Below are 21746 nucleotides of genomic sequence, written 5' to 3'. Positions count from 1 at the left end.
AATAAATCAAGCGACTATTTTCAGTCGCGCTGGTGGCGCCCCACGTAGCGGGCGCGTGGCCGTATCAGTGCCGCGCTGGCGGCTTGCTCGGCGGCATGTGCTATCCAGCCGGCCGAGCGGGCCAGCGCAAACACCACCATGCCCGCGCCCTCAGGCCAGCCGAACGCCAGTTCCATGGCGGCCAGCGCCAGGTCGGCATTCGGGCGGGCATCGAGCAGTTCGCTTGCCGTGGCGCAGACGCACAGAATGGCGGACAGATGGGGGTGTCCGGGCGACAGCGCCGACAAGCGGTCCAGCAGATACGCGGCGCGCGGGTCGCCGTCTGGATACAGCGGATGGCCAAAGCCGGCAAATTCCGGTGCGATGGTCTTGTAATACTGGCTGATGGCGGCCCTGGCGTCCGGTGCGGCCAGCGCCTGCGTCAACATGCGCCTGGCCGCCGCGCTGCCGCCGCCGTGCTTGTCTCCGGACAAGGCACCCAACCCGGCCATCAGCGCGGCGGGCAGGCTGGCGCCCGTCGAAGCGACGCAGCGTACGGCAAAGGTCGACGCGTTCAATTCATGGTCGGCCAGCAGCACGAGGGCCGCGCGCAGCAGTTCCGTTCGCTCCGCATCGGCTTGCCACGCCTGGGCCAGCTGCAGGTGCAGCGGCAGGGCGGACGGCGGCGTCCTGAGCAGGGCGGCGGCCAGGATGCGCATCAGGGCGGGGCCGGATGGCAGCGAGTGCGGAATGTCCGCCGTCGTCAGCATGGCCATGGCGAACATGGCGCGCGCCAGCGGCGTCGCATTCGGAGTACTGGCCAGCCCTGGCGGCAGGACCGGCGCGTCCTGCTGAAAATAGTCGCTCGCGTTGTCGTCCCACAGCAGGCCGGCAGTCGCTTCCAGCGTCGCGGACTCGGCCAATGCCGTCGCATCGCAGCCCCGGTACAGCAGTCGTCCATCGAGAATGTGGGAAATGCGCGTCTCCAGCACGGGCAAGCCCCAGTGCATGGCGGCCACGGCCGTCTGGCCACCGCGTTTGGCGTCGTTCTTGCGAGCCGCCAGGCGCAACACGTCTTCGTGCGGATAGCGCTTGCGGCGCGATGCCCCATTGCTGACGGAAGCGAGCAAGCCCCGGCTCACATAGGAATACAGGGTGGGCAGGCTGACGTTCAAGAGGCGCGCAGCCTCGGCAGCGGACAGATCGTTGTTCATGGCGGCCATTGTAGCGGCTGTCGCTTTACATTGATTGATGCAATCAAGATTGACGGGCCGGGCGGCACGTCACTAGACTCATGCCTTTCCAGGAGTCTCCATGAGCATATTTACCATTCGCAGCCTGCGCCCCGGCGATGCCGCGCCCTTGCTGGCCTTCGAGCAAGCCAACCGGGCCTGGTTCGAGCGCCATATCGACCGGCGCGCCGATGATTTTTACAGCCTCGACGGCATTCATGCCCACGTCGCGCAATTCCTGGACCAGCACGCACAGGGCCGCATGCACCCCTGCATCATCACGGATGAACACGGACAATTGATCGGCCGCGCCAACCTCAAGGATATCGACGGGCTGACGCAAACGGCCGAAGTCGGCTACCGCATCGGGGAATTACAGGCTGGCAAGGGCCTGGCCACGGCCGCGCTGCGCCATCTGATTGATCTGGCGCAAAACGAATGGCAGCTGGCCAGCCTGTGCGCCTACGCCATCGACGGCAATGCGGCGTCGATCCGCGTGCTGGAGCGCTGCGGTTTCGTGCAGGGAATGGCCGTGCCCGATATCGCCATCGTGGAAGGCAAGGTTGTCGATGGCCATGCCTATGCGCTGCAGTTGCGCTCGGCTGGGGTAGACTCTGCCAGGTAATAAATAAGCAACGTTGACAGATATGAATCATGAGGACCCAAAACGCGCAGAACGCATTGGCATCGTCGGCGCGTCGCTCGCCTACCACCGTGCCAGCAAGGGCCACAAGTCACCGTGGTCGAGGCAGGCGGCATCGCGTCCGGCGTGACGGGGACCTGATTTGCCTGGCTAGCACCACAGTTGCGGCAAACGCCGGAACAGGCTGTCCACGAGCCGGAGCAGGGCGCCATCGACGCCGTTGCCGCAACCCACGCCTTGCTGGCAGCGGCCGGGGCGCTCGGCGCCACGGTCCGCACGCATACCGTTAATGCGACAGCACCGAATCGCGCGACCTGTGCCCGAGGTAAGGCAGCAAGCTGATTAATCCAAGCACTGCCAGCGCGACGCCGACCCACAGTGGGGAGCGCAAGCCGTAGCCGGCGGCAATGCCGAGGCCTCCGAGCCATGAGCCGGCGCCCAGGCCGATGTTGATGACGGAGGTATGGACGGTGTTGACCAGGGGCCCGGGATGGGCGGTTTTCATCACGCGGGCGATGATGGCGGGATTCATCGACATGCCCACGAGGCCTGTGATGACCAGCAAGGCGACGCTGATGGCCTTGTCGTGCGCAAAGACCGCGAACAGTGCCAGGCTGATGCTCAGGATGACCATGCCCCAGACCATGATGGGCGTGGTGTAGCGGTCCGCATAACGGCCGACCACGCCATTGCCTACCACGTTCGCGATGCCATAGACGCCCAGCAGCCAGGGGATCGAAGACGCTGGAAAGCCGGTAATTTCCGTCAGGATGGCCGCGAAGTAACTGAACGCCGCGAAAATCGCGCCGATGATGAGGCCGCTGCTGGCATACGCTGCCCACAGATGGCGGTTGCGGAACTCCCCCAGTTCCTTGCCGAGGCTGACGATTTCGGACGGCTTGGCGCGCGGCACCAGCACGGTGATCAGCGCCAGGCACAAGAGCGCCAGCAGTACCACCAGCCAGAAGCTGGCGCGCCATCCCAGGTGCTGGTCGATGAGCGTGGCGACCGGCACGCCGACCACCGAAGCGAGCATGAGGCCGCCGATCACGACGGCGGCGGCGCGTCCGCGCGCGTTGGGGTTGACGATGTCGGCACAAATGGCCAGGGACAAGCCAAAGCAGGTGGAGGCCGCCACGCCCGTGACCACGCGTGCGATGGCCAGCATGTCATAGCTGGTGGCCGAGGCGGCGACGGATTGGGCAAGGATATAAAAGCCCAGCAGCCACAGCAGTCCCTTCTTGTTCGGCACGCGCAGTTTGAGCAAGGCAATGGTGCTCAGCGGCCCGCCGACGACCATGCCCATGGCATAGAGCGAGATCAGGTAGCCGATCCGTGTCACCGGTTCGTCCATGGCCAGGGCCAGCGACGGCATCATGCCCGCCACCATGAATTCGGATGTCGTTAACGAAAAGATCGTCAACCCCAGAATGTAAACAACCAGCGGCATAGCAATATCCTTCGAGATTAATAACTAAAACACTCGCCAGGCGGGCGCGCGCCTAGGCCGCATGGGGCTCGGGCGCGCGCCACATCCTGGTCAGGTGTTGCAAGACGTAAAGACGCTATCCGGAATGTCGCCGACTAGCAGGTTGGGGAAGTCGCGTACCGAAAGGTGCTGCGGGTCATTGCCGGTGACCATGCGCAGCAGGCGGTTGCCGCCGGTCTCCAGGTAAAAGACCGATGGCGGCTTGCCCGCACGCTCGACTACCCAGGCGTCCGCCTCCTGGCCCAGCACAGTGTGGCGGCCGTCGTGACGCGCGCCGCCGTCCAGCAGCACGGCTTGCGGCAGGAACAAGTCATGGAACGGCGTGACCTCGTCGGCCAGCGCCGTGCCCTGCAGTTGCTCGCCAGTTGCCTCCGCCTGCCTTGCGTAGGCCACTTTCTGCTTGCGGCTTTGTTCGCGCCTGGCATCGCCGATTTCCGACATCCACAGCAGGTGCCCATGTTCCTTTTCCGACCAGGGATTGAACAGGCCATCGATGCGGCAGATGTTGCGTGCATAGTCGAACCAGCAATAGCCGGATGTGACCTGGTCGTCCTCCTGCATCGGTGTCCAGTAGGAAATATAGGCGCTGCTCCATTGCAGCGGCAGCAGCGGCGGGGCGAGGTGTGTCGGCATGGCAGCTCCCTAGCGGCCCAGCGCGTAGCCGAGGCTGGCCATCAGCGCTTCCTGCAGCGACGGCAAGTCCTTGCGGCGCGCGTCGAAGCTGGCGGTCAGCTCCTCATTGCTCAGTCCGATACGCTCGCCCACACTTTCAAACCACAGGCGGCTGCTGTTGGCGTGGTCCTTGAACAATTGCATCAGGGGCACGGCGCGCGCGTTGAAGCTGTCCAGGGCGGCCGCCGCGCCGGCTTCGGTATGGAGGATCTTGACCAGCAGCAGGGCTGCCACCACCGCCATGGTGGTGCCATGGCCGATGGAAAAATGCCCCGATTGCAGCGCATCGCCGAGCAGCACGAACTTGCCGTCGCAGGCCCGGTCGCGGCTGAGAGTCATGAAGTTGCGCCAGCCCTGGCCCGGTTGGCTCTGCAACCCGTGCTCACCGAGTTCGGCCTTGAAGGTTTGGGCGATATACGCGGCGGCGTCGCGTTCGGACAGCGCCTCCAGCCCCGCCTTGGCGTAGGTTTCTTCGCTGCATTCGACGATAAAGGTGCTCATCGTGTCCGAGTATTTATAGGCATGGCCGATGAAAATCCCTTGGTCATTGCTGCGGAACACCAGGTTCATCTGGTCGAACAGCTGGGTGGTGCCGTACCAGATGTATTTGTTGCGGCCGAAATCGATGTGCGGCGCCAGCGCGGGCGGCAAGTCCAGCGATTTGTAATTGACGCCATTCGACACCACCACCAGGTCGTACTCGGCTTCCAGCTGCGCCTTGTCCGCCGGCGGCGTTTCATAGCGGATGGCGATGCCGGCCGCCACGCACTTGGCGCGCAAGGCCTGCACCAGGGCCTGGCGTCCCACGCCGCACAGGGTCACGCCGGTGCTCATCAGGTTGGGCTGGTCGTGATGCACGAGCTTGAATTCTTCCAGGAACTGGGGATTGAGCCGTTCCGGCTGCTCCAGGTAGGAGAGCGGATTGGCAGGATGGCGCGGCGGCCGTCCCGGCAGCACCACGCCCCAGCCCAGCACTTCTTCCGGGGTATTTTTTTCCGTAATGCTGATATTCCAGCCGGGTTGGGCCTGTTTCATCTGACTGGCAAAGATCAGTCCTGCGGGTCCTGCGCCGATAACGAGAATGTTCATTAATTTACCCTTCCAAGTTTGTACCAAACGTTTTGTTTCTTCTGGATTTGCTGCAGTTCATCGTAAGGAACCGATGTGAAGTACAGTTTCTCCGCCATGTCTGGCGGATAAACACGGGGGAATTTCTTGTGCATGTAGCGCGTGTAGCGCGTCTGCAGGAAGAAAATCAGATTCGGATTGCTCAGCGCTTCATAGTTGGCGATGGCCATGTCCTGCATGGCGTCGGCCTGCACCTTGCGCTGCTGCGTGAATTCGGACAGGGCGGGGCCCAGGGCATTGCCATGCTTTTCCAGCAGGGAAACGAAGACGTGGACGTCTTCCAGCGCCATGTTCATGCCTTGTCCGAGGAAGGGGGCGGTGGCATGCGCCGCATCGCCGATCAGCAGGATATTGGCCTTGTAATGGAAGGTGCTGGAGCGGACATTGATGAGGTCGTTACTGGGCAGCGTCATGAACTGGTCCAGCATCTCCTTGCGGTGCTCCGGCGGCAGGCTGCCGAAGTAGCGGCTGAAGAAGTCGGCCATGGCTTCGCGGTTCAGCGTGCCCAGGCTCGGTGTGCCGGTGTAGGGCAGGCACAGGGCAAAGCTGATGCTGCCGTCCGGAATGGTGGCCGCGCGACCGGCAAACAGCCCCTTGGAATCCATGCCGAAGAAGTACAGCAAATCCTTCCTGAAACCCAAGTCCGCCGCGTTCGGCAACACCAAGGTTTTGTAGCCATGGCGGAAGTAACTCTGCCTGAATTCAAAGCGGCGCACGCCGCTTTGCATGGCGCGCCGTACCGCGGAATGGGCGCCGTCTGCGCCAATGATCAGGTCGCCATCCAACTGCCGTACGGCGCCGTCCGGGGCCTGAATCAGTACGCTCTTTCTTTCCAGGTCGACATCCAGGCATTTATGCTCAAAGTAATACTTCACCTCGTGCTTGACGGCATGCCGGTTCAGCAGGCGCTGGAAGGCCGTGCGATCCAGCGACAGGGGAAACAGGCCTTCGAGCGGGGTCAGCTCGCGTATGCGGTGCCGGCCGCCCACGCTGAACGCCATGCCGACGATGGGCTCGCCGCACTGGTCGAGCTCCTGTTTATTGATGCCGGCTCCCAGGACGGCCTTGATGCCGCGCACGGTCATGCTCACGCCGATGGCGCGCGAGTTGACCGGGTCGGCGTTTGCGGCATTCTCCAGCAGCGGATCGCCGCGTTTTTCGACAACGTGGACATCGTGTCCCCGTTGCGCCAGATAAATGGCGCTGAGGCTACCTGCCAGGCCTCCGCCGACGATAATGATTTTATGCATTTCAGGCCTCTCTTGACATCTTTCCCCGAGATAAATCGGTAAGTTGCTGATTGAAAAACTCCAACATTTCTATCGGCGCCATGCCGATGACATCGCTCTCAAGGCTGCGCGCGTACTGCGCCAGCGCCAGGCATTTCTGCGCCAGCATGTCGCAGCCCAGGCTGTAGTCGCTGCTGACCCGGCTGCCGACCGGCTCGGGCACGGGCGGTCCCGCGTGGCGGCCGGGCAAGCCGGACGGCATGTTCATCAGGGCCGCCGACAGGGGGCGCAACAGGCCGGTCATGATGTCGATCGAGGCGTTCATCAGGCGCGAGCGGCGCAGGCTGCCCAGCGGCTGCTGCGCGAAATGGTGCGCCATCAGCAGGAAGGTCAGTTCGTAGCACCCCTGATACAGCCGCATCAGCGCGCGCGCCTTCGGGTCGGTCACCACGCTGCAGTCCGCGCGCGCTTCCAGCACGGGATTCTTCAGCGCCGGCAGGGCTGGCTCGAACGGCTTGTCGCAGGCTGAAAACTTGCCGGCGACGGCACGCAGGCGGTGGAAATGGGACGAGGCGAAATGTGGCGAATCGACAGCCACGCCTTCTCCCTGCTCGGTGACGAAGTCGATGGCGAACAGCGCGCTGTCGCGGTCGGACACCTCCAGCTGGTAGCCGGGATAGGCGCGGTTGGTCAGTTCTTTCAGGAACAGGTGGTGTTCGCCGCCGCGCTTGCCGCCGCCGCTCTCGAACAGGCCGGGCAGCTCGGCCACGGCCTGGCGGATCGCCGTATAGAAGGTCGCGATGGATTTGCCCGGCGTGGGAATATAGTCGGGCCATTCGAAACGCACGAAGCGGGCCAGCACGTGTTCGGAAAATGGCTCGAAGGCGAATTCCGTGTCCAGGCCGAAACGCTGGCGCGCCTGCTGGCCCAGCACCGGGGTGCCGCTATAAAACGGTTCGCCCAGCGCCATCAACACATTGTTGACTAATAAGTAGTGAATCATTTCTTCATGGGCGATTTCCAGCAGCGCGCCGCGCGTACCGCTGTTGCGGCGCCGGTCTTCGCCGCCGCAGGCCAGTTCCAGCTCGGCCGGCAGCCAGCGGCCGGCCCGCACCAGCGCCGCCCCCTGCGCGTAATTGGGAATCGAATACGCGGCATACAGGTATTGCAGCATCAGCGACAATTCCAGGTCGATGGCCTTCTTCAGCTCGTCGATCAGCTCCGCCTTGCAGCCGATGGCATGCTGTGCCGCCGGTTGCGGCAGCGCCGCCTTGGCCTTTGCCTCGACCTGCGTCAGGTATTTGAGGAACAGGCGCGACTTCGGCAGCGACAGTTCGCGGGTGCTGGGCATGTAATAGCTCTTGTCGCGGTTCTGCGGGTCGCACATCTGCCACATCAGGCGCGAATACGTTTCGCACTTGCACTGGTCCGCCAGGCTGAAGACCTTGTCCGACATGAAGGGGTACACGAGCTCGTAGTAGCTCATCACATGCCGGTAGAGGAAGGCGTAGTCGACCTGTTCGGCCGGTACGTCGTCGAGGTCCCAGTCGTCGGGCAGCACGCGCACGCCGAGGTACTGTTTGTCGTTGCCGGTCCCCAGCACGATCCTGGTCGCGCCCGGCTGGCGGCCCGTCAGGGTCAGCCCCGTGTAGCCATGCCCGAGCGGCGACGGCTGCTGCTCCACGGCCAGCAGCGCACCGTCCTCGGCCTGCGCCGAGAGGTCTGCGGGTGCCGCCAGCGCGCCGCGGAAGCGGCTTTGTACGGTGATCGTCTGCGGAAATTGCTCGTGCTTTTTCCGGTTCGGCGCTTCCAGGTACAGCTGGTTGCTGTCCGATTGCAGCACCCAGTCGGCTTCTTCCCACTGCGCCTGCGCGCTGCCCAGGCTGAGCGAACCCGAGGCGGCGGCATGTTGCAGCGGCACATCGAAGACGCCATGATGGCGCCAATAGTCGCGGTACAGCTGCTCGGGAATCCGGGCCAGCAAGGTGCCGGCGCCGTCATGCAGCAACAGCTCGCCCAGCGCCTGCTTGCCGCCCAGGGCATGCGTCGGATGCTGTTCCGAGACGGCGCCCGTGCCGCGCGTGGTGAACGGAATGGCGGTCGGCATGTTGAACGAGACGCGGTCCGCATGTACTTTTACCAGCACCGGCCCCAGGCTGCCCTGGCGCGGCTGCAGTAGGCGGCCGGCCGGATAGGTGGCCAGCTCGTCGCGCCGCCACAGGCCGATGCTGCCAGCCAGATCGTAGAAAACGGGCGAGTCGGGTTTTTGCGGCGTGGACATGTTGAACAGGCAATACTGCACCGTCAGTCCCAGCACCTCGTCGTCGGCCAGGGCTTGCTGCAAGGCATGCATGCTGGCCGGCAGCGGCAGGTCCGCATTGAACAGGAAATGCGGGTCCCCCTTTGCCACGGAAAACTGGAACAGCCTGGAGCGACCGAATTCATCATCCAGGAAATGCCCGCTGCGTTCCGTGATATGGCCGCTGCCGAGCCAGCGCACCGAATGCGCCTGCGCGATGTCGGCGGTGAACAAGGTGGGCGTGTTTGGCGTGGCCAGTTTGTCGCTCAAGGTGAACTGGCCGGCGTAGATCAGCGTGGTGTCCGGCTGGGCCGGGTTGTTGTCGATCCACCTGGCGCGGTTGAACGTCGTACGCAGATACTCGTTGTAGTGGCCCCACAGCGCCAGCTTGGCGCCCACCAGCGCGTCTTGCGTATCGACCTCGCCATCGCGCAGCTGGACGCCCGTGATCCGCGCGTTCTCCCACGAGAAATGATTGTTGCCGCAAAAGTTATAGCCCGCCGCCTGGCTGAAGATGCCGTCCGGATCGGGCTTGCCCTCCGCATTGAAACGGGGGGCAAGCTGTTTCAGGTGCGCATGGAATTCAGCCGGCGGCCGGCTCAGGTCGACAGCTTCGCCCGCCATCGATACCGCATTCGTGGCGATATCGATGTTGCCATGCGTATTGCGATTCCCGGTCGGCACATTGGCGCGGGCAAAACCCCGAAAATGCAGGCGGGGGAAGTCAAGTAGGCTCATGCGCGCTCGGTCGAGGTAGTGATGAAGGTATCGTTGGCGGCGGCGACGTCTTCCAGCTGATCTAGCCGTTGCAGCAACAGGCCGCTGGCTTGCTGGGCACTGATCAGGCTGCCTTCCATCCAGCCGCAATGCGCGGTATACGCATCCGAACAGGAAATGATGCCGTCCCGGTGCAGCAGGACGGCCGGGTGCTCGGCTTCCGGCTCCACGCAAAACTCGACGCCATGGGGCCAGAACTTGTGAAAGTGCGCCTTGATCTGCGGCAGCGGCTGACCGTCGAGCGGCAGCACTTCTTCCAGGTGGCTGCGGACACGCTCCAGGTACACGTCTTCACCGAGCTCGAGGCTGTCCCGCCAGTAGGCGGCGCTTTTGCTGTCGGTATAGAACAGCACATATTTGTCGCTTTTGAAGTAGATCTTGCGCAGGGGATTTGCCGCCATCAGCACCTTGTCGGTCAGCCCGAGCGCGTCCCACCAGGCCGTGTCGAACGTCAGGAAGCCCTTGAACAGGGGCAGCGAGTCGTACTGGAATGGACTCCAGGCGTGCGGGAAATCCAGGTTCAGGCGCGGCATGGCGGACGGCGGGATGGCCATCACCAGATGGCGTGTGCGGTGCATCTGCGTGTCGCCATGGTGGCTGAAGGCGAGCACATGGTCGGCGCCGGATTTTTCAACGGACAGCAGACGATGGTCGAGCCGGAATTCCACTCCGGCGGCCTGGGCCTGGTGCTGCAACTGGCACAGCAACGCGTGATAGCCGTCGGTCGCATAGCGCCACTGGTTGGCGGCGTTTTCCGTAAAATGCTGCGTTTCCGGGTGCTTCTTGATGATGTCGTAGGCCATGGCCGCCGACACCATCGGCAGCAGCAATGCGTCATAGCCGGTCGCCTTGATGATGTGGGTGGCCTTGGCGGCGCCCAGGTAATGGCTGACGAACGCGAGGAAGGAGTCATTCGGATGCTCTTTCAGCATCGGGCTCAGGTCATCCAGTGTTGCCTTCAGCTCTTCCAGCACGCTATCGTGGGAGATGACTTCGGTGAACGGGTAGACCGCATGCGGCAATCCGCTACCCTGCATGAGTTGCTGGAAATGCGGATGCAGCTGCGGCGAGTAGCGGGCGGCGCCCAGTTCGGCGATTTCCTCGCCATCTATTTTCCGCGACTGGATGCGGCCGCCGACGGTGGCGTTCAGGTCGAAGACCCGGATGCGCAGCTTCCTGCCGGCGGCGCCGTCGATCAGCCGATTGGCGCAAGTCAAGCCGCCTATGCCGGCGCCGATGATGCAAATGTCAGAATACGTGCTCATACGAAATTCCTTTTTAACGTTCATTAAAAAAGCTGCAAAATCGTTAGCAAAAGTTTCCCCAGCTCGTGTAGGCAAGAGAGGGGGAACGCTGGGTGTTACCGCACTTGGCGAGCGTTATCGGCTGGGAAATGAAGAGCCTGGCGAGAACTGGCGTTGCGTCTGGTATGGTCGATTCTTGGCAGCAGAGTTTCTGTTTCAAATCAAAGATGGCACCGACAATAGCCCGGGTATCGGGCTGTCAGTTTGATAAATATCAATGTAGTTGTCGTCTGCAAGGCGCGCGCTGATCAAGCGCGAATGTTGCTACGCTCATCGAAAACAGGAGGCACCATGTCCGAATTCATCGACTTATTGCAATGCTCCGCCATGGCTGCTTCGCTGCTGGTGGCGTGGCTGGTGGGTTCCCGCACGGCTGCGCGGCGCCTTGCCGGGTTCTAGATATCGCCATCGTGGAAGGCAAGGTTGTCGATGGCCATGCCTATGCGCTGGAGTTGCGGCGCCCGTGGTAGACTCGCTCTTGTGATAAATAAGCAAAGTTGTCAACTATGAATCAAAGTGCTCCAGAACGCGTCGTCGTCATCGGCGCCGGCATCGTCGGCGCGTCGCTCGCCTACCACCTGGCCAGCAAGGGCGCACAAGTCACCGTGGTCGAGGCGGGCGCCAGCGCGTCCGGCGTGACGGGCACCTCGTTTGCGTGGATTAACACCTCCTGCGCGGGGATTGATCCCATCGCGGCCCTGCGCGGCGGCGCCATCGCAGCCTACCGGAAGCTGGAATCGCAGGTGCCGGGCTTGACGATGCGCTGGCACGGCGCCTTGTCGTATGGCACGCAGGATGGGCGTGTGTCGCCCGAATCCATCTTGATTGACCGCTCGCGCATCGCCCAGCTTGAACCTCAGCTGCGGCAGCCGCCGGAACAGGCCGTCCACGAGCCGGAGGAGGGTGCGCTCGACGCCGTTGCCGCCACGCACGCCTTGCTGGCGGCGGCCCAGGCGCTCGGTGCAACGGTCCGCACGCACACGCCCGTGCTGGGTTTTACCGTACGGGACGCACAGGTGACGGGCGTGGAGACGGCCGCGGGCCTCATCGGGGCCGATATGGTCGTGCTGGCGGCGGGTACGGGCACGGCCAGCCTGGCCGCGCAGCTGGGAGTTGACTTGCCGATCCACGCCTCGCCCGCCATCTTCCTGCGCTACCAGTCGCCGCCCGGCCTCGTGCGCGGCATCATTTCCAATCATGCAATGGAAGTGCGGCAAGCCGAGGACGGGACCCTGCTGGCAGCGGAAGATTATCTGGACGACGCGCCGGAAAACCAGCCCGCCGCCATCGCGCTACGCACGGCCAGCGCGATCCGGGAAGAACTGGAGGGAGCGGAGGCCATCGTGCCGGCATTCGCCTGCGTCGGCCTGCGCCCCATGCCCGCAGACGGCGTACCCGTCATCGGCTACTTGCCGCAAGTGAGCGGCGTGTACGTGTGCGCCATGCATCCGGGCGTGGTGCTGGCGGCCATCGTGGGCCAGCTGGCCAGCGGGGAGATTGTCACTGGCGAGCCAGCGCCGGCCCTGGAGGCTTGCCGGCCCGCGCGTTTTCAGGCGCGCTGATTCCTAGGGCACAGGCGCCACGAACACAGGCAGCACGAACGGCGCCGGCTCCTGCGCATCGCCATCCTCCGACGGGGCCTGCATGAAATCCTCATTGCGCCAGTCGCCGTTGACCACGCGCTCGGCGATCAGCGCCAGATCCTGCGTTTCGCGCAGTTCGCAGCGAAACGGCAGCCGCCCATGCGAGCGCGACACCAGGCTGAAGCGCAACTGGCGGCATTGCGCGTCGTGCCAGCAATAGAACAGCATATCCTCGCCAGCGAGGGCACTGCGGCGCGCCGCGATCACCTCGCCGATGAAGGCGACGATATCGGCCGCATGGATCTGCGGTGTTTCCTCGTCCGTGGGCGAAAAGCTCCACATATTGGTTCTGGCTTCGTGGTTGATGTCGTCGGAATCGACAAGCACCTCATCGTCTTGCGCCATTTCCAGCCATGCATTGACTGTCTTGTCATTCATCATGTCATTATGCATCCCATGTTTCAAAAGCCGTCCATACCGACCGCCATGCGCCATGCGGAAGTTTGGCCTGCATGGAAATGGAAAGCCCGCCCGTGCCCAAACAATCACCTGGCTGCCATAGCGCATTTTCCAGACTCAGTGCCCGTGCTCGTCCCACGTCGACATTTGTCATTGCATTTATGTCATAGCCGACTTCCAATATGGGATGCAGCACTTTTCCATTGGCGGTCAAATATAAAGTATTGACATGCACCTTGGGTTTGTCGAAACGTTCGTAAAACCTTGTTGCTGCGGATTTGAAGCCCTGGTCAATGGCGATGCTGATGGTCGCAGGACCATTGCACCCCAGAAGCGAAGCAAGCGCCCAATAGTCATGATCGGCAGTGACAAGCCTGGCCAAACAGCGCTCTATCCATGCCGCTTCATCAGTTCTGAATTCCTTCCAGTATGGAGACAATGAATTCTGAAGGTAGCCGACTTCATGCAATGCCCCGACCAGGTTAATTTGCTTGTCCACGCAATCGATATCTTGCAACAAATGGGTGGCGGCGGCGGCGACTGCATATTCGCCCTTGTCCGTGGCTTTATCTGCGAGTTTTTTCAGTTTGGTGCTAATACTCATTATTTTCCTGGCGCGGGCGATGCCGCGCGCGTTGTGCATTTAAGTTCAGATTGTGCCATAGCTCAGCCTGTAAACTCCCGCTCCTGGCGTGCCGGACCAGCTCTCAGGAACGGGCGACTATCGAGTATTCACAACCTCAACAATTCCGCATCGCTATGCATGCACTCACCCCCTAGGACCATCCGCCAACAACTCCGCCAGCCTGTTCGTCAGCCACAAACTCGTCTCGCTCAGCTTCTTCCCATGTATCGACAGCCGCCGCACCGGCAGCCTGGATAAAGCCAGCGCAGGGCAGGGCACTTCCTGCAAATAGCCCTTGTAATTGTCGTAATTGGCGATGTTCAGGGGCAAAATCGCCCAGCCCAGCTCGTCCGCGACCATTTCCGCTATGCTGTAAAAACTGTCGGAAAACCAGACGGCGGGGCTGAACGCATGTTCGCGGTTCAGCTCGGAATCCATGATCAGCTGGCGGTAGCGGGTCAGCTCGTTGCGGCTCACTTCCTGGCCGTGCGCCATCGGGTGGCCCTTGGCCACGAACACGCCTTGCGCCACGCTGCCGATGTGCTGCTGCTCCAGCACGGGAGAAATCGGGCCGCGGTCGAAGTGAAAAGCCACGTCGGCTTGCTGCTGCTCCACGTATTGCGCCACTTCCGACGCCGTGGCGTTGAGCATCACCAGTTCCAGCGCCGGGTAGCGCGCCGCCAGTTCCTTGACCAGGGTGCCGATGGCCAAGTAGGGCAGGGCTTCGTCCAGGGCCAGGATCAGCTGCGCTTCGGGCGCCTCGCTCAGCAGCTGGGCGCGCAGCTGCAAGCGCTCGGCCTGGCGCAGCAGTTCGCACGCTTCGAGGTGCATCACCTTGCCCGCCTCCGTCAGCACGGCGCTGCGGCGCGAACGGTCGAACAGTTCCACGCCGAATTCCGCTTCCAGCAGCCCGATCGAGGTGCTGACCACCGATTGCGCGCGGCCCAGCCGGCGCGCCGCGCCCGAGAAAGAACCGGCCGCGACGGCCGCTTCGAAGTAACGCATTTGTTCCAAAGTCCATTGCATCGTATCCACCTATCTGTTTTACAGATGGATTTTAACTTGAATGCCATTCAGGGGCGACATAAAATGCTTTTACTAATTCAATAACACGAGATCCGCCATGAAAAACGCCCAAGCCCATACCCCCGCCATCCGCTTCAGCTGGTGTCACGACGCCAGCGCCGAAGATGCGCTGTGCAAGCTCTATCTTGACAACGTCAGCGCCGACTATATCTCCCATTCGGAGCTGCAGGGCGAACGGGCCGATGCGCCCGGCAACTGGCGCGCGGACTTGCCTGAAGTGATACGCGGCGAAATCCGCGCCGCCCTGTCGCACGACTGGGCACATGGCGATTCGACCCTGCTGGCCGTCGCCACTGCCGGTGACGCCATCGTCGGCATGGCCCTCGTTTCCATCGATACGCGCCAGCGCGCCTCGAAATCGTTCGCCGCGCTTGACGACCTGGTCTTGCTGCCTTCCGTGCGCGGCAGCGGCATCGGCAGCTTGCTGGTGGAGTGGGTGGCCGACGAGCTGCGCAGCCACGGCATCGCCCGTTTGTTCCTTGAATGCGGCGCGCACAACTTGAAAGCACAACAATTCTTCCAGGGCCGCGGTTTCAAGCAAGTGTCCGTCGTCATGCTGCGCGAACTCGATACGCCGGCAGTGTCGGCCGCCGTGGATGACAAGGATGGCGACCGTGGCTGACGCCCGCCGCCCCCGACAAGCCCAGGCCCGTGGCAGCCTGGAACGTAAATATTTGCGCAGCACTCGTTTCATTCACACCGATAGTTGTTAAAAGTTACACTAAAATCCATGAGTTGTTTATGCATCCAATGAAAAAATGGCTGACGCTGGCCATCGTCTCCAGCGCCCTGTTCCTGATCGTGGTCGACATGACCGTGCTCTACACCGCCTTGCCCGCGCTGACGCGCGACTTGCAGGCCACTTCCTCGCAAAAACTGTGGATCATCAACGTGTACGCGCTGGTCGTTTCCGGTCTGTTGCCCGGCCTCGGCACCCTCGGTGACCGCTTGAGCCACAAACCCGTTTTCCTCGCCGGCCTGGCCGTGTTCGGCATCGCCTCGCTGTGCGCCGCGTTTTCGCCCGCCGCAGAATGGCTGATCTTTGCCCGCGTGCTGCTGGCCATCGGCGCCGCGCTGATGATGCCGGCCACCTTGTCCATCATCCGCCTGACCTTTACGGACAACCGCGAGCGTTCGTTCGCCATCGGCGTGTGGGCGGCGATTGCCTCCGGCGGCGCCGCGTTCGGCCCCGTGCTCGGTGGTTTCCTGTTGGAACATTACTGGTGGGGTTCCGTCTTCCTGATCAACGTGCCCATCGTGCTGCTGACCTTGGTATTGGCCACTGTCATCCTGCCGAAACGGGCCGGTAACCGCGACAAGCCATGGGACTTGAAAGGTTCCCTGCAAGTCATGATGGGTCTGCTTGGTGGCGTGTATGCGATCAAGGAATTGGGCAAGTCGCAGCCCTCGTATGCGCTGGCCGCCGCCTCGTTCGCCGTGGGCGCCTTCTTCATGCTGAAATTCGTCCGTCGCCAGAAGCGCCAAGCCCGGCCGCTGATCGACTTCGCCCTGTTCCGCGAACTGCCGTTTTCCAGCGCCGTGGCCGCCGCCATGGTGGCGTCCGCCGCCCTGATCGGCATGGAACTGGCGCTGAGCCAGCACATGCAGTTGGTGCGGGAATTGTCGCCGCTGGAAGCGGGTCTGCTGCTGTTGCCGCTGCCGCTGGCATCCGTGTTTGCCGGTCCGTTGACGGGTTTCATGCTGCCGCGTGCCGACAAGGCCAAGGTCTTGTGGGGTTCGCTGTTGCTGTCCGGTATAGGTATGGCATCGTATCTGGTGCTGCATGACGCCGCCGTCTCGGCGCAAGTGGCCAGCCTGGTGATCCTGGGCCTGGGCCTGGGCGCCGTCATGACGGCCGCATCGAGCGCCGTGATGCTCAACGTGGCTCCCCAGCAAGCCGGCATGGCCGCCTCGATCGAGGAAGTGTCATACGAGCTGGGCGCCGTGATCGGCGTGACGGTGCTGGGCACCATCATGTCGGCCGTCTACAGCGCCACCCTGGTGATCCCGGAAAGCGCGGGCCTGCTGCCGAACGCCCATGACACCTTGGACGCGGCGCTGCTGGCCGCCGAGCAATTGCCGGCCGAACTGGGCCTGCAAGTGTCGGAACTGGCCCGTTCGGCTTTCGACAAGGCATTTATTGTCGTGCTGGCAACGGCTTCCGCCATCCTGATGGCAGCCGCTGCCACCATCCGCCACCTGCATCTGCGGGCACGCCGCGCGATTTAATGAATCAGCGGCACCACCTGGTCGCGCAAGACCGTCCATTGGGCGTCCAGCACGGCCTGGTTGGGGTCGTGTCCGGCCCGTTTTACCAGGGTAAAACTCTTGACGGGCGCCGTGATGCTGTCGAAATACGTGCGCGCGATGGCGGGCGAGGTCAACAAGTCCGCTTCGCCCATGATGAAGAAGACGGGCAAGTCGAAGCGTGTGCCCAGCGCGGGCAGGTCGACCTTGGCGAACATGCCGTCGCCGCGCAGGCCGATGAACTGGAGGTACGAGTAGTCATCGGCCGCCTCGGCATCGGCCAGCGCTTGCGGCGTGGCGTAAAACGGCGCCGGCTGCCACCAGTGCTCGGGCGGCGCATCCGTTGCCAGTGCCTCATATTTGCGGTCGAAGCGGCGCAGGATGCCGAAGTTGCGCGGATCGGTCCATGGCGGCGGACCGAGCGCCGCCAGCTTGTCCAGCGTGGGCGCATCGTTCGCCGCTTGCGCCAGCGCAAGCACTTGCCGGTACATGCCGGCCTCGTTGTCGCGCGCATTGACCACCTGCGCCGTGCCGATATACGCGTGGAACAGGTCCGGGCGCGCCTTGACCATGTACACGCCCAGGATCGAACCCCAGGAACTGCCCATCAAAATGACCTTGTCCGTGCCCAGGGGCTGCCGCAGATAGGCCGCCACGGCAATGCCGTCGTCGCGCATCTGTTCCACCGTCAAGGACACGTCGTCCGTGGGCCGCTGTTTCGCATACGTCATGCCGGCGCCGCGCTGGTCCCACTGCACCAGGGTGTAATGGCGCTCCCAGCCGGCGTAGATGGCATCCGCGTAGGGACTCAGCGCGTTGCCGGGGCCGCCATGGATGAACAGGATCACGGGATTGCCGCAGGCGGCGGCCGTGACGGTGATCCATTGCTCGATGCCATTGATGGGCACGTAGCCTTGTTCGCGCACGGCTTGCGCGGGCGAAGCGCAGATGGTGCCAGCGGAAAAAGCGGTTTCGGCTGCCTCGACAACCCCCAGGCAGGACAGTAGTGAAAGTACTGAGCAGATTTTGCGCATATTATCCTGACCGAATGTTCCATAACGACGATGCATCGGGAAAACGTGCAACCCGAAAGCAGAAACTGGGGTCGGACCCTGAGGGGCCGACCCCAGACCTTGCCTTGGGGTTTAATACTTATAACGTGCAATCCTGCGCCGGCTTGCCGGCAATAAAGCGGGTGCTGGCCTGCTCGAAACAGGCGGGCGCCGTCCACAGGATGAAATGCGGGGCATTCTGCACGGTGGACAGGGCCACCTTGCCCGCCTTGCGCTGCGTCAAAGCCTGCACTTGCGCCTGCGCGCCAGCGTACGGCGTTTTCGGGTCCAGGGTTCCCTGCAGCACGAGGGTGGGCGGCATTTTCGCCGGCAGGGCGCCGAAATAGGCGTCGCGGGGGTAGGTGGGCAAGCCGCCGCCCAGCAGGATGCGGGGCAGGGGACTGGTCAACAGCAAGTCCGCCTCTTCGCGCTCGAGGTCGGCGGCTGTCCAGTCGGGGCGCAAGGAAGGCTGCAGATTGTTTTCCGAATTGCTGATGATGCTGACCAGCGGAATCGACAGCGGCGACTGGGGATAGCTGCCCAGGCTGGCCGCCGCGTCCGCCAATGTGGCACGCACGGCAGCCAGTTCCGTCTCGCCGCCCCGGTCCAGGTCGTGCAGCAGGTAGGGGATGCGGGCGCGGGCGGCCGGCACGTCGAGCATGCCGCCCAGGAAGTTTTTCAGGTTCTTGCCGGGAATCTTCGCCAGCAGGGCGAGATCGGCTTGCGCCTTGTCCAGCACGCGGCGGTACAAGGCTGCGGCCGGCTCGCCCAATGCCGCATGGCAAGCCGCATCCGCATCGCAACGGGCCAGCACCTGCAGGCCGACCTGGTTGACCACCTGCGAACGCTGGCTCAAGTCCCAACGCGCATCCGTTTGCGGCGGCACCAAGGAGTCGAAAATCACGCCTTTGACTGGCAGCGGCCCCAGCTGCAAGGTGCGCAAGACCAGCTGCGTGCCGTACGACACACTGTACACATACACGGGCGGCTGCTTGCGCTTGCTCTTGCCCCGTTCGCCCTCGATCAGCGCCTTCAAGTCGCGTGCGGCCGTGGTGATGGAAAACTGGCCCGCGTATTCCGGCATCAAGTTGATGCCCTTGAAGCAGCTGGCCCATTCCGCGCCGGTCAGGGCGCGGCCGCCGGGACTTTGTTCGGACTCTTCCACCTTGCACAGGCGCGACGAATGGCCCGTGCCACGATGGTCGGGGATCAGGAATTCAAAACCGGGAAAGCTGCGGCGCAGGGTGGGCAGCAGGCTGTAGAACGCAGCGCCCGATTCGCCGGGGCCGCCCGCCACCAGCCACAGCGTACCCTTGGCGGGCTTGCCGGCAGGCACATCGGCGGCAAACTTGCGCACGAAGACGTGCATGGCGTCCGCGTCGCCGACGGCGCGGCCCTGGGCATCGTAGCTGCCGGGCACGTTCAAGCCCGAGCACAGGCTGCCGGGGGCGGCCGTATCGGAGCAGGGCGTGAAGAACATCGGTTCGGCGTGCAGGGAGGTGCCAGCCAGCAGAGTGGCCAGCAGGGTCAAACGGGGCAGCAAGGTCATCGGCTACTTTGGCGAAGGTGGAGATCAGCCGCCAAAGTAGCGTTTTTTACAGCAATTGTCCAGATGGAAATATTTCTGTCCGGGACTATGTTTGCTTGTTATTGCGCAACAAGCGCAAGCCGTTCGCCACCACCAGCAGGCTGGCGCCCACGTCGGCAAACACGGCCATCCACAAAGTCGCCATGCCGGCCAGGGCCAGACCAAAGAACACGGCCTTGATGCCGATGGCAAAGCTGATGTTTTGCACGAGGATGCTGCGCGTGCGCTGGCTCAGGCTGATGAATTCGGGCAATTTCCCCAGTTCATCATCCATCAGGGCCACGTCCGCCGTTTCGATGGCCGTGTCGCTGCCGGCCGCGCCCATGGCAAAGCCGATGTCGGCCTGCGCCAAGGCCGGGGCGTCGTTGACGCCGTCGCCCAGCATGGCCACCACGCCAAACTGCTGCTGCAAGGCCTTGATTTCATCGAGCTTGTTTTCCGGCAGCAATTCCGCCTTGACCAGGCTCACGCCCACCTCGGCCGCGATGCGCTGCGCCGTCAGCAGATTGTCTCCCGTCAGCATGACGGTGGTCACGCCCAGCGCATTCAGGCGGGCAATGGCGGACGCCGCCGTCGGACGCAGCACGTCGGCCACGGCGATCACGCCCAGCGCACCGGCCGGGGTGGCCAGCACCATGGCCGTGTAGGCTTGCTGTTCCAGCCGCGCCAAAATCGCTTGCAGTGCCGGCGTCAGCACGTTCAACTCCGTCATCAGGCGCGCATTGCCCAAGTAATATGTCTGGCCATCGATATTGCCTTGCACGCCGCGTCCATGCAGGGCGGCAAACTGGGTGACGGGCAAGTGGCTGCCGGCGGGCGGACCCGCCTTGACGATGGCGGCGGCCAGCGGGTGGGCCGAGTTGGCGTCCAGGCTGGCGGCCAGCAGCAGGATGGTGTCGCGGTCGCTGCCCTCCAGGGCCACCACATCCGTGACGGCCGGTTTGCCCATGGTCAAGGTGCCCGTCTTGTCGACGGCGATGGCCTTGATCCGATAACCCGTTTCCAGGAATTGTCCGCCTTTCACTAAAATGCCGCGCCGCGCGGCCGCCGTCAGGCCGCTGACCACCGTGACGGGTGTGGAAATGACGAGTGCGCACGGGCAGGCGATCACCAGCATCACCAGCGCCTTATACACCCAGGCCATGAAGGGCTGGCCCAGCAGCAAGGGCGGCAGCACGGCCACGAGGATGGCGAAGACGACCACGGCAGGCGTGTAGTAGCGGGCGAAATTGTCGACAAAGCGCTGCGTGGGCGCCTGCTTGCCCTGGGTTTCCTCGATCACCTTGACGATCTTGGCCAGGGTGCTGTTGCCGCTGTTGGCCGTCACGGTGACGTCGAGCAAACCCCGTTCATTGATGGTGCCCGCATACACGACGTCGCCCACGGCCTTGTCCACCGGCATGCTTTCACCGGTGATCGGCGCCTGGTTGACGGACGATTCGCCGCTGGCCACGACGCCATCGAGGGCGATGCGCTCGCCCGGTTTCACGCGCATGGTCGCGCCGATGGCCACGGTGGCGACGGATACTTGCTGCCAGGCGCCGCTGGCGTCGGCAACGGTGGCCGTGTCGGGTGCCAGCTGCATCAGGCTGTGCACGGCGTTGCGCGCGCGGTTCAGGGACAGGCCTTCGATCAGCTCGGCGATGGCGAACAGGAAGATGGCCATGGCCGCTTCCGGCCACTGGCCGATGGCGATGGCGCCGAAAACCGCCAGGCTCATCAGGAAGTTGATGTTCAGGGTGAACGTCTTCAGGGCAATCCAGCCCTTCTTCAGGGTCGGCCAGCCGCCCGTGGCGATCGACAGCAAGGCCAGGGCGATGACGAGGGGCGAACTGTCTTCATGCGTGGTCCACGCCAGCGCTTCGGCGCCGGCAGCAGCCAGGCCGGAAACCACCAGCAAGCCTTTTTGCAGGCCGGACAGGCTGCCTTCGTCCGGGTCGCGCGCGACGGCAGCGTCCGCTTCCATGGGAATGGCCTGCATGCCGATGCCGTGCAGGGCTGCTTCCACCGTGGCCAGCGAGGGCAGGGTGTGGTGCACGTCGAGCACGCGGTTCATCAGGTTGAAATCGAGGCCCACCACGCCCGCCATGGTGGCCAGCTTGTTGCGGATCAAGCGTTCTTCCGTGGGGCAATCCATGTTGGCGATACGGTATTTGGCCGTGCTCGCGCCGGCGATGGCCGCGCTGGGCAGCGCTGGACCAGACGGAGCCGCAGGCGTGGACGAGCACGCATGCTGGCTGGAACAGCAGCTGGCCGCCTTGGGTGCATGCTGATGCTCATGGTCGTGCTTGTGCTCGTGGGTATGATCGTGGCTATCGTGCGGCATCGCATTCGTCCTTCCGGTTTCGTGTATG

General features: G+C 63.4%; 19 protein-coding genes. 5 read left to right on the top strand and 14 right to left on the bottom strand.

Features of this window, described 5'->3' with window-relative positions:
- Positions 1 to 20 precede the first annotated feature (20 nt).
- Positions 21 to 1193 (bottom strand): citrate synthase family protein, encoded by a 1173-nt coding sequence (locus AC1Q6X_RS06560; RefSeq protein WP_492495895.1) that lies wholly within the window; start codon positions 1191 to 1193, stop codon positions 21 to 23.
- A 100-nt stretch (positions 1194 to 1293) separates the two neighbouring features.
- Between AC1Q6X_RS06560 and AC1Q6X_RS06555 the strand changes: the two genes are divergently transcribed.
- Entirely contained in the window at positions 1294 to 1836 is a 543-nt protein-coding gene (locus AC1Q6X_RS06555) for a GNAT family N-acetyltransferase (RefSeq protein ID WP_492495893.1), read from the top strand.
- A gap of 168 nt (positions 1837 to 2004) precedes the next feature.
- On the opposite strand, the gene AC1Q6X_RS06550 is transcribed toward AC1Q6X_RS06555, so the two are convergent.
- From AC1Q6X_RS06550 to vioA, 7 genes are all read right to left on the bottom strand, one after another.
- Positions 2005 to 2136, bottom strand: a complete 132-nt coding sequence (locus tag AC1Q6X_RS06550) for a hypothetical protein (RefSeq protein WP_275528094.1) — start codon at positions 2134 to 2136, stop codon at positions 2005 to 2007.
- Positions 2137 to 2140: 4 nt separating this feature from the next.
- Complete coding sequence (locus AC1Q6X_RS06545; protein ID WP_492495891.1) at positions 2141 to 3304, bottom strand: MFS transporter; 1164 nt, start codon at positions 3302 to 3304, stop codon at positions 2141 to 2143.
- Positions 3305 to 3394: 90 nt separating this feature from the next.
- Positions 3395 to 3976, bottom strand: a complete 582-nt coding sequence (gene vioE, locus AC1Q6X_RS06540) for a violacein biosynthesis enzyme VioE (protein ID WP_070218764.1) — start codon at positions 3974 to 3976, stop codon at positions 3395 to 3397.
- A gap of 9 nt (positions 3977 to 3985) precedes the next feature.
- Positions 3986 to 5104 carry a flavin-dependent violacein biosynthesis monooxygenase VioD gene (gene vioD / locus AC1Q6X_RS06535; protein WP_492495888.1) on the bottom strand — a complete coding sequence of 373 codons (1119 nt, stop codon included), beginning with the start codon at positions 5102 to 5104 and terminating at the stop codon, positions 3986 to 3988.
- On the bottom strand, positions 5104 to 6393 hold the full coding sequence (gene vioC / locus AC1Q6X_RS06530) for an NADP-dependent violacein biosynthesis oxygenase VioC (RefSeq protein WP_121669406.1): 1290 nt from the start codon (positions 6391 to 6393) through the stop codon (positions 5104 to 5106). The genes vioD and vioC overlap by 1 nt, the downstream gene beginning before the upstream one ends.
- A gap of 1 nt (position 6394) precedes the next feature.
- A complete protein-coding gene (vioB, locus tag AC1Q6X_RS06525; RefSeq protein ID WP_492495886.1) occupies positions 6395 to 9409 on the bottom strand; it encodes an iminophenyl-pyruvate dimer synthase VioB in 3015 nt (1004 codons plus the stop codon).
- Positions 9406 to 10713 (bottom strand): flavin-dependent violacein biosynthesis tryptophan-2 monooxygenase VioA, encoded by a 1308-nt coding sequence (gene vioA / locus AC1Q6X_RS06520; protein WP_492495884.1) that lies wholly within the window; start codon positions 10711 to 10713, stop codon positions 9406 to 9408. The genes vioB and vioA overlap by 4 nt, the downstream gene beginning before the upstream one ends.
- On the opposite strand from vioA, the gene AC1Q6X_RS06515 reads away from it, so the two are divergent.
- Together AC1Q6X_RS06515 and AC1Q6X_RS06510 are read left to right on the top strand one after the other, a co-directional pair.
- On the top strand, positions 10694 to 10960 hold the full coding sequence (locus AC1Q6X_RS06515; RefSeq protein ID WP_141749907.1) for a hypothetical protein: 267 nt from the start codon (positions 10694 to 10696) through the stop codon (positions 10958 to 10960). The two genes, vioA and AC1Q6X_RS06515, sit on opposite strands and share 20 nt — an antisense overlap.
- A gap of 298 nt (positions 10961 to 11258) precedes the next feature.
- Positions 11259 to 12314, top strand: a complete 1056-nt coding sequence (locus tag AC1Q6X_RS06510) for an NAD(P)/FAD-dependent oxidoreductase (RefSeq protein ID WP_492495881.1) — start codon at positions 11259 to 11261, stop codon at positions 12312 to 12314.
- Between the two features lie 3 nt (positions 12315 to 12317).
- Here the strand turns inward: AC1Q6X_RS06510 and AC1Q6X_RS06505 are convergent, their stop codons facing one another.
- The 3 genes from AC1Q6X_RS06505 to AC1Q6X_RS06495 form a co-directional block, all read right to left on the bottom strand.
- The gene (locus AC1Q6X_RS06505) at positions 12318 to 12776 is read right to left on the bottom strand and encodes a hypothetical protein (RefSeq protein WP_492495879.1); all 459 of its coding nucleotides are present in this window, start codon (positions 12774 to 12776) and stop codon (positions 12318 to 12320) included.
- Positions 12777 to 12780: 4 nt separating this feature from the next.
- Positions 12781 to 13398 carry a hypothetical protein gene (locus AC1Q6X_RS06500; RefSeq protein ID WP_492495877.1) on the bottom strand — a complete coding sequence of 206 codons (618 nt, stop codon included), beginning with the start codon at positions 13396 to 13398 and terminating at the stop codon, positions 12781 to 12783.
- Positions 13399 to 13563: 165 nt separating this feature from the next.
- A complete protein-coding gene (locus AC1Q6X_RS06495; RefSeq protein WP_492495875.1) occupies positions 13564 to 14445 on the bottom strand; it encodes a LysR family transcriptional regulator in 882 nt (293 codons plus the stop codon).
- Between the two features lie 97 nt (positions 14446 to 14542).
- On the opposite strand from AC1Q6X_RS06495, the gene AC1Q6X_RS06490 reads away from it, so the two are divergent.
- Both AC1Q6X_RS06490 and AC1Q6X_RS06485 read left to right on the top strand, forming a co-directional pair.
- A complete protein-coding gene (locus AC1Q6X_RS06490) occupies positions 14543 to 15127 on the top strand; it encodes a GNAT family N-acetyltransferase (RefSeq protein WP_492495873.1) in 585 nt (194 codons plus the stop codon).
- Positions 15128 to 15255: 128 nt separating this feature from the next.
- Entirely contained in the window at positions 15256 to 16734 is a 1479-nt protein-coding gene (locus AC1Q6X_RS06485) for an MFS transporter (protein WP_492496065.1), read from the top strand.
- Here the strand turns inward: AC1Q6X_RS06485 and AC1Q6X_RS06480 are convergent.
- From AC1Q6X_RS06480 to AC1Q6X_RS06470, 3 genes are all read right to left on the bottom strand, one after another.
- Positions 16731 to 17786 (bottom strand): alpha/beta hydrolase, encoded by a 1056-nt coding sequence (locus AC1Q6X_RS06480; RefSeq protein ID WP_492495871.1) that lies wholly within the window; start codon positions 17784 to 17786, stop codon positions 16731 to 16733. The two genes, AC1Q6X_RS06485 and AC1Q6X_RS06480, sit on opposite strands and share 4 nt — an antisense overlap.
- 118 nt (positions 17787 to 17904) lie before the next feature.
- On the bottom strand, positions 17905 to 19353 hold the full coding sequence (locus AC1Q6X_RS06475) for an alpha/beta fold hydrolase (RefSeq protein ID WP_492495869.1): 1449 nt from the start codon (positions 19351 to 19353) through the stop codon (positions 17905 to 17907).
- An 85-nt stretch (positions 19354 to 19438) separates the two neighbouring features.
- Positions 19439 to 21718, bottom strand: a complete 2280-nt coding sequence (locus tag AC1Q6X_RS06470) for a heavy metal translocating P-type ATPase (protein ID WP_492495868.1) — start codon at positions 21716 to 21718, stop codon at positions 19439 to 19441.
- Between the last annotated feature and the right edge of the window lie 28 nt (positions 21719 to 21746).

This window comes from Janthinobacterium sp. GW823-FHT06H09, from assembly GCF_058794735.1.
Note: the sequence above shows the minus strand (reverse complement) of the source record. Positions and strands in the feature narration are given on the sequence as shown.

Excerpts from the sequence above, each read along its gene's own strand:
- AC1Q6X_RS06560 (WP_492495895.1), bottom strand. The coding sequence starts at position 1,193 with ATGAACAACGATCTGTCCGCTGCCGAGGCTGCGCGCCTCTTGAACGTC.
- AC1Q6X_RS06555 (WP_492495893.1), top strand. The coding sequence starts at position 1,294 with ATGAGCATATTTACCATTCGCAGCCTGCGCCCCGGCGATGCCGCGCCC.
- AC1Q6X_RS06550 (WP_275528094.1), bottom strand. The coding sequence starts at position 2,136 with ATGCGTGCGGACCGTGGCGCCGAGCGCCCCGGCCGCTGCCAGCAAGGC.
- AC1Q6X_RS06545 (WP_492495891.1), bottom strand. The coding sequence starts at position 3,304 with ATGCCGCTGGTTGTTTACATTCTGGGGTTGACGATCTTTTCGTTAACG.
- vioE (WP_070218764.1), bottom strand. The coding sequence starts at position 3,976 with ATGCCGACACACCTCGCCCCGCCGCTGCTGCCGCTGCAATGGAGCAGC.
- vioD (WP_492495888.1), bottom strand. The coding sequence starts at position 5,104 with ATGAACATTCTCGTTATCGGCGCAGGACCCGCAGGACTGATCTTTGCC.
- vioC (WP_121669406.1), bottom strand. The coding sequence starts at position 6,393 with ATGCATAAAATCATTATCGTCGGCGGAGGCCTGGCAGGTAGCCTCAGC.
- vioB (WP_492495886.1), bottom strand. The coding sequence starts at position 9,409 with ATGAGCCTACTTGACTTCCCCCGCCTGCATTTTCGGGGTTTTGCCCGC.
- AC1Q6X_RS06515 (WP_141749907.1), top strand. The coding sequence starts at position 10,694 with ATGTCAGAATACGTGCTCATACGAAATTCCTTTTTAACGTTCATTAAA.
- vioA (WP_492495884.1), bottom strand. The coding sequence starts at position 10,713 with ATGAGCACGTATTCTGACATTTGCATCATCGGCGCCGGCATAGGCGGC.
- AC1Q6X_RS06510 (WP_492495881.1), top strand. The coding sequence starts at position 11,259 with ATGAATCAAAGTGCTCCAGAACGCGTCGTCGTCATCGGCGCCGGCATC.
- AC1Q6X_RS06505 (WP_492495879.1), bottom strand. The coding sequence starts at position 12,776 with ATGATGAATGACAAGACAGTCAATGCATGGCTGGAAATGGCGCAAGAC.
- AC1Q6X_RS06500 (WP_492495877.1), bottom strand. The coding sequence starts at position 13,398 with ATGAGTATTAGCACCAAACTGAAAAAACTCGCAGATAAAGCCACGGAC.
- AC1Q6X_RS06495 (WP_492495875.1), bottom strand. The coding sequence starts at position 14,445 with ATGCAATGGACTTTGGAACAAATGCGTTACTTCGAAGCGGCCGTCGCG.
- AC1Q6X_RS06490 (WP_492495873.1), top strand. The coding sequence starts at position 14,543 with ATGAAAAACGCCCAAGCCCATACCCCCGCCATCCGCTTCAGCTGGTGT.
- AC1Q6X_RS06485 (WP_492496065.1), top strand. The coding sequence starts at position 15,256 with ATGAAAAAATGGCTGACGCTGGCCATCGTCTCCAGCGCCCTGTTCCTG.
- AC1Q6X_RS06480 (WP_492495871.1), bottom strand. The coding sequence starts at position 17,786 with ATGCGCAAAATCTGCTCAGTACTTTCACTACTGTCCTGCCTGGGGGTT.
- AC1Q6X_RS06475 (WP_492495869.1), bottom strand. The coding sequence starts at position 19,353 with ATGACCTTGCTGCCCCGTTTGACCCTGCTGGCCACTCTGCTGGCTGGC.
- AC1Q6X_RS06470 (WP_492495868.1), bottom strand. The coding sequence starts at position 21,718 with ATGCCGCACGATAGCCACGATCATACCCACGAGCACAAGCACGACCAT.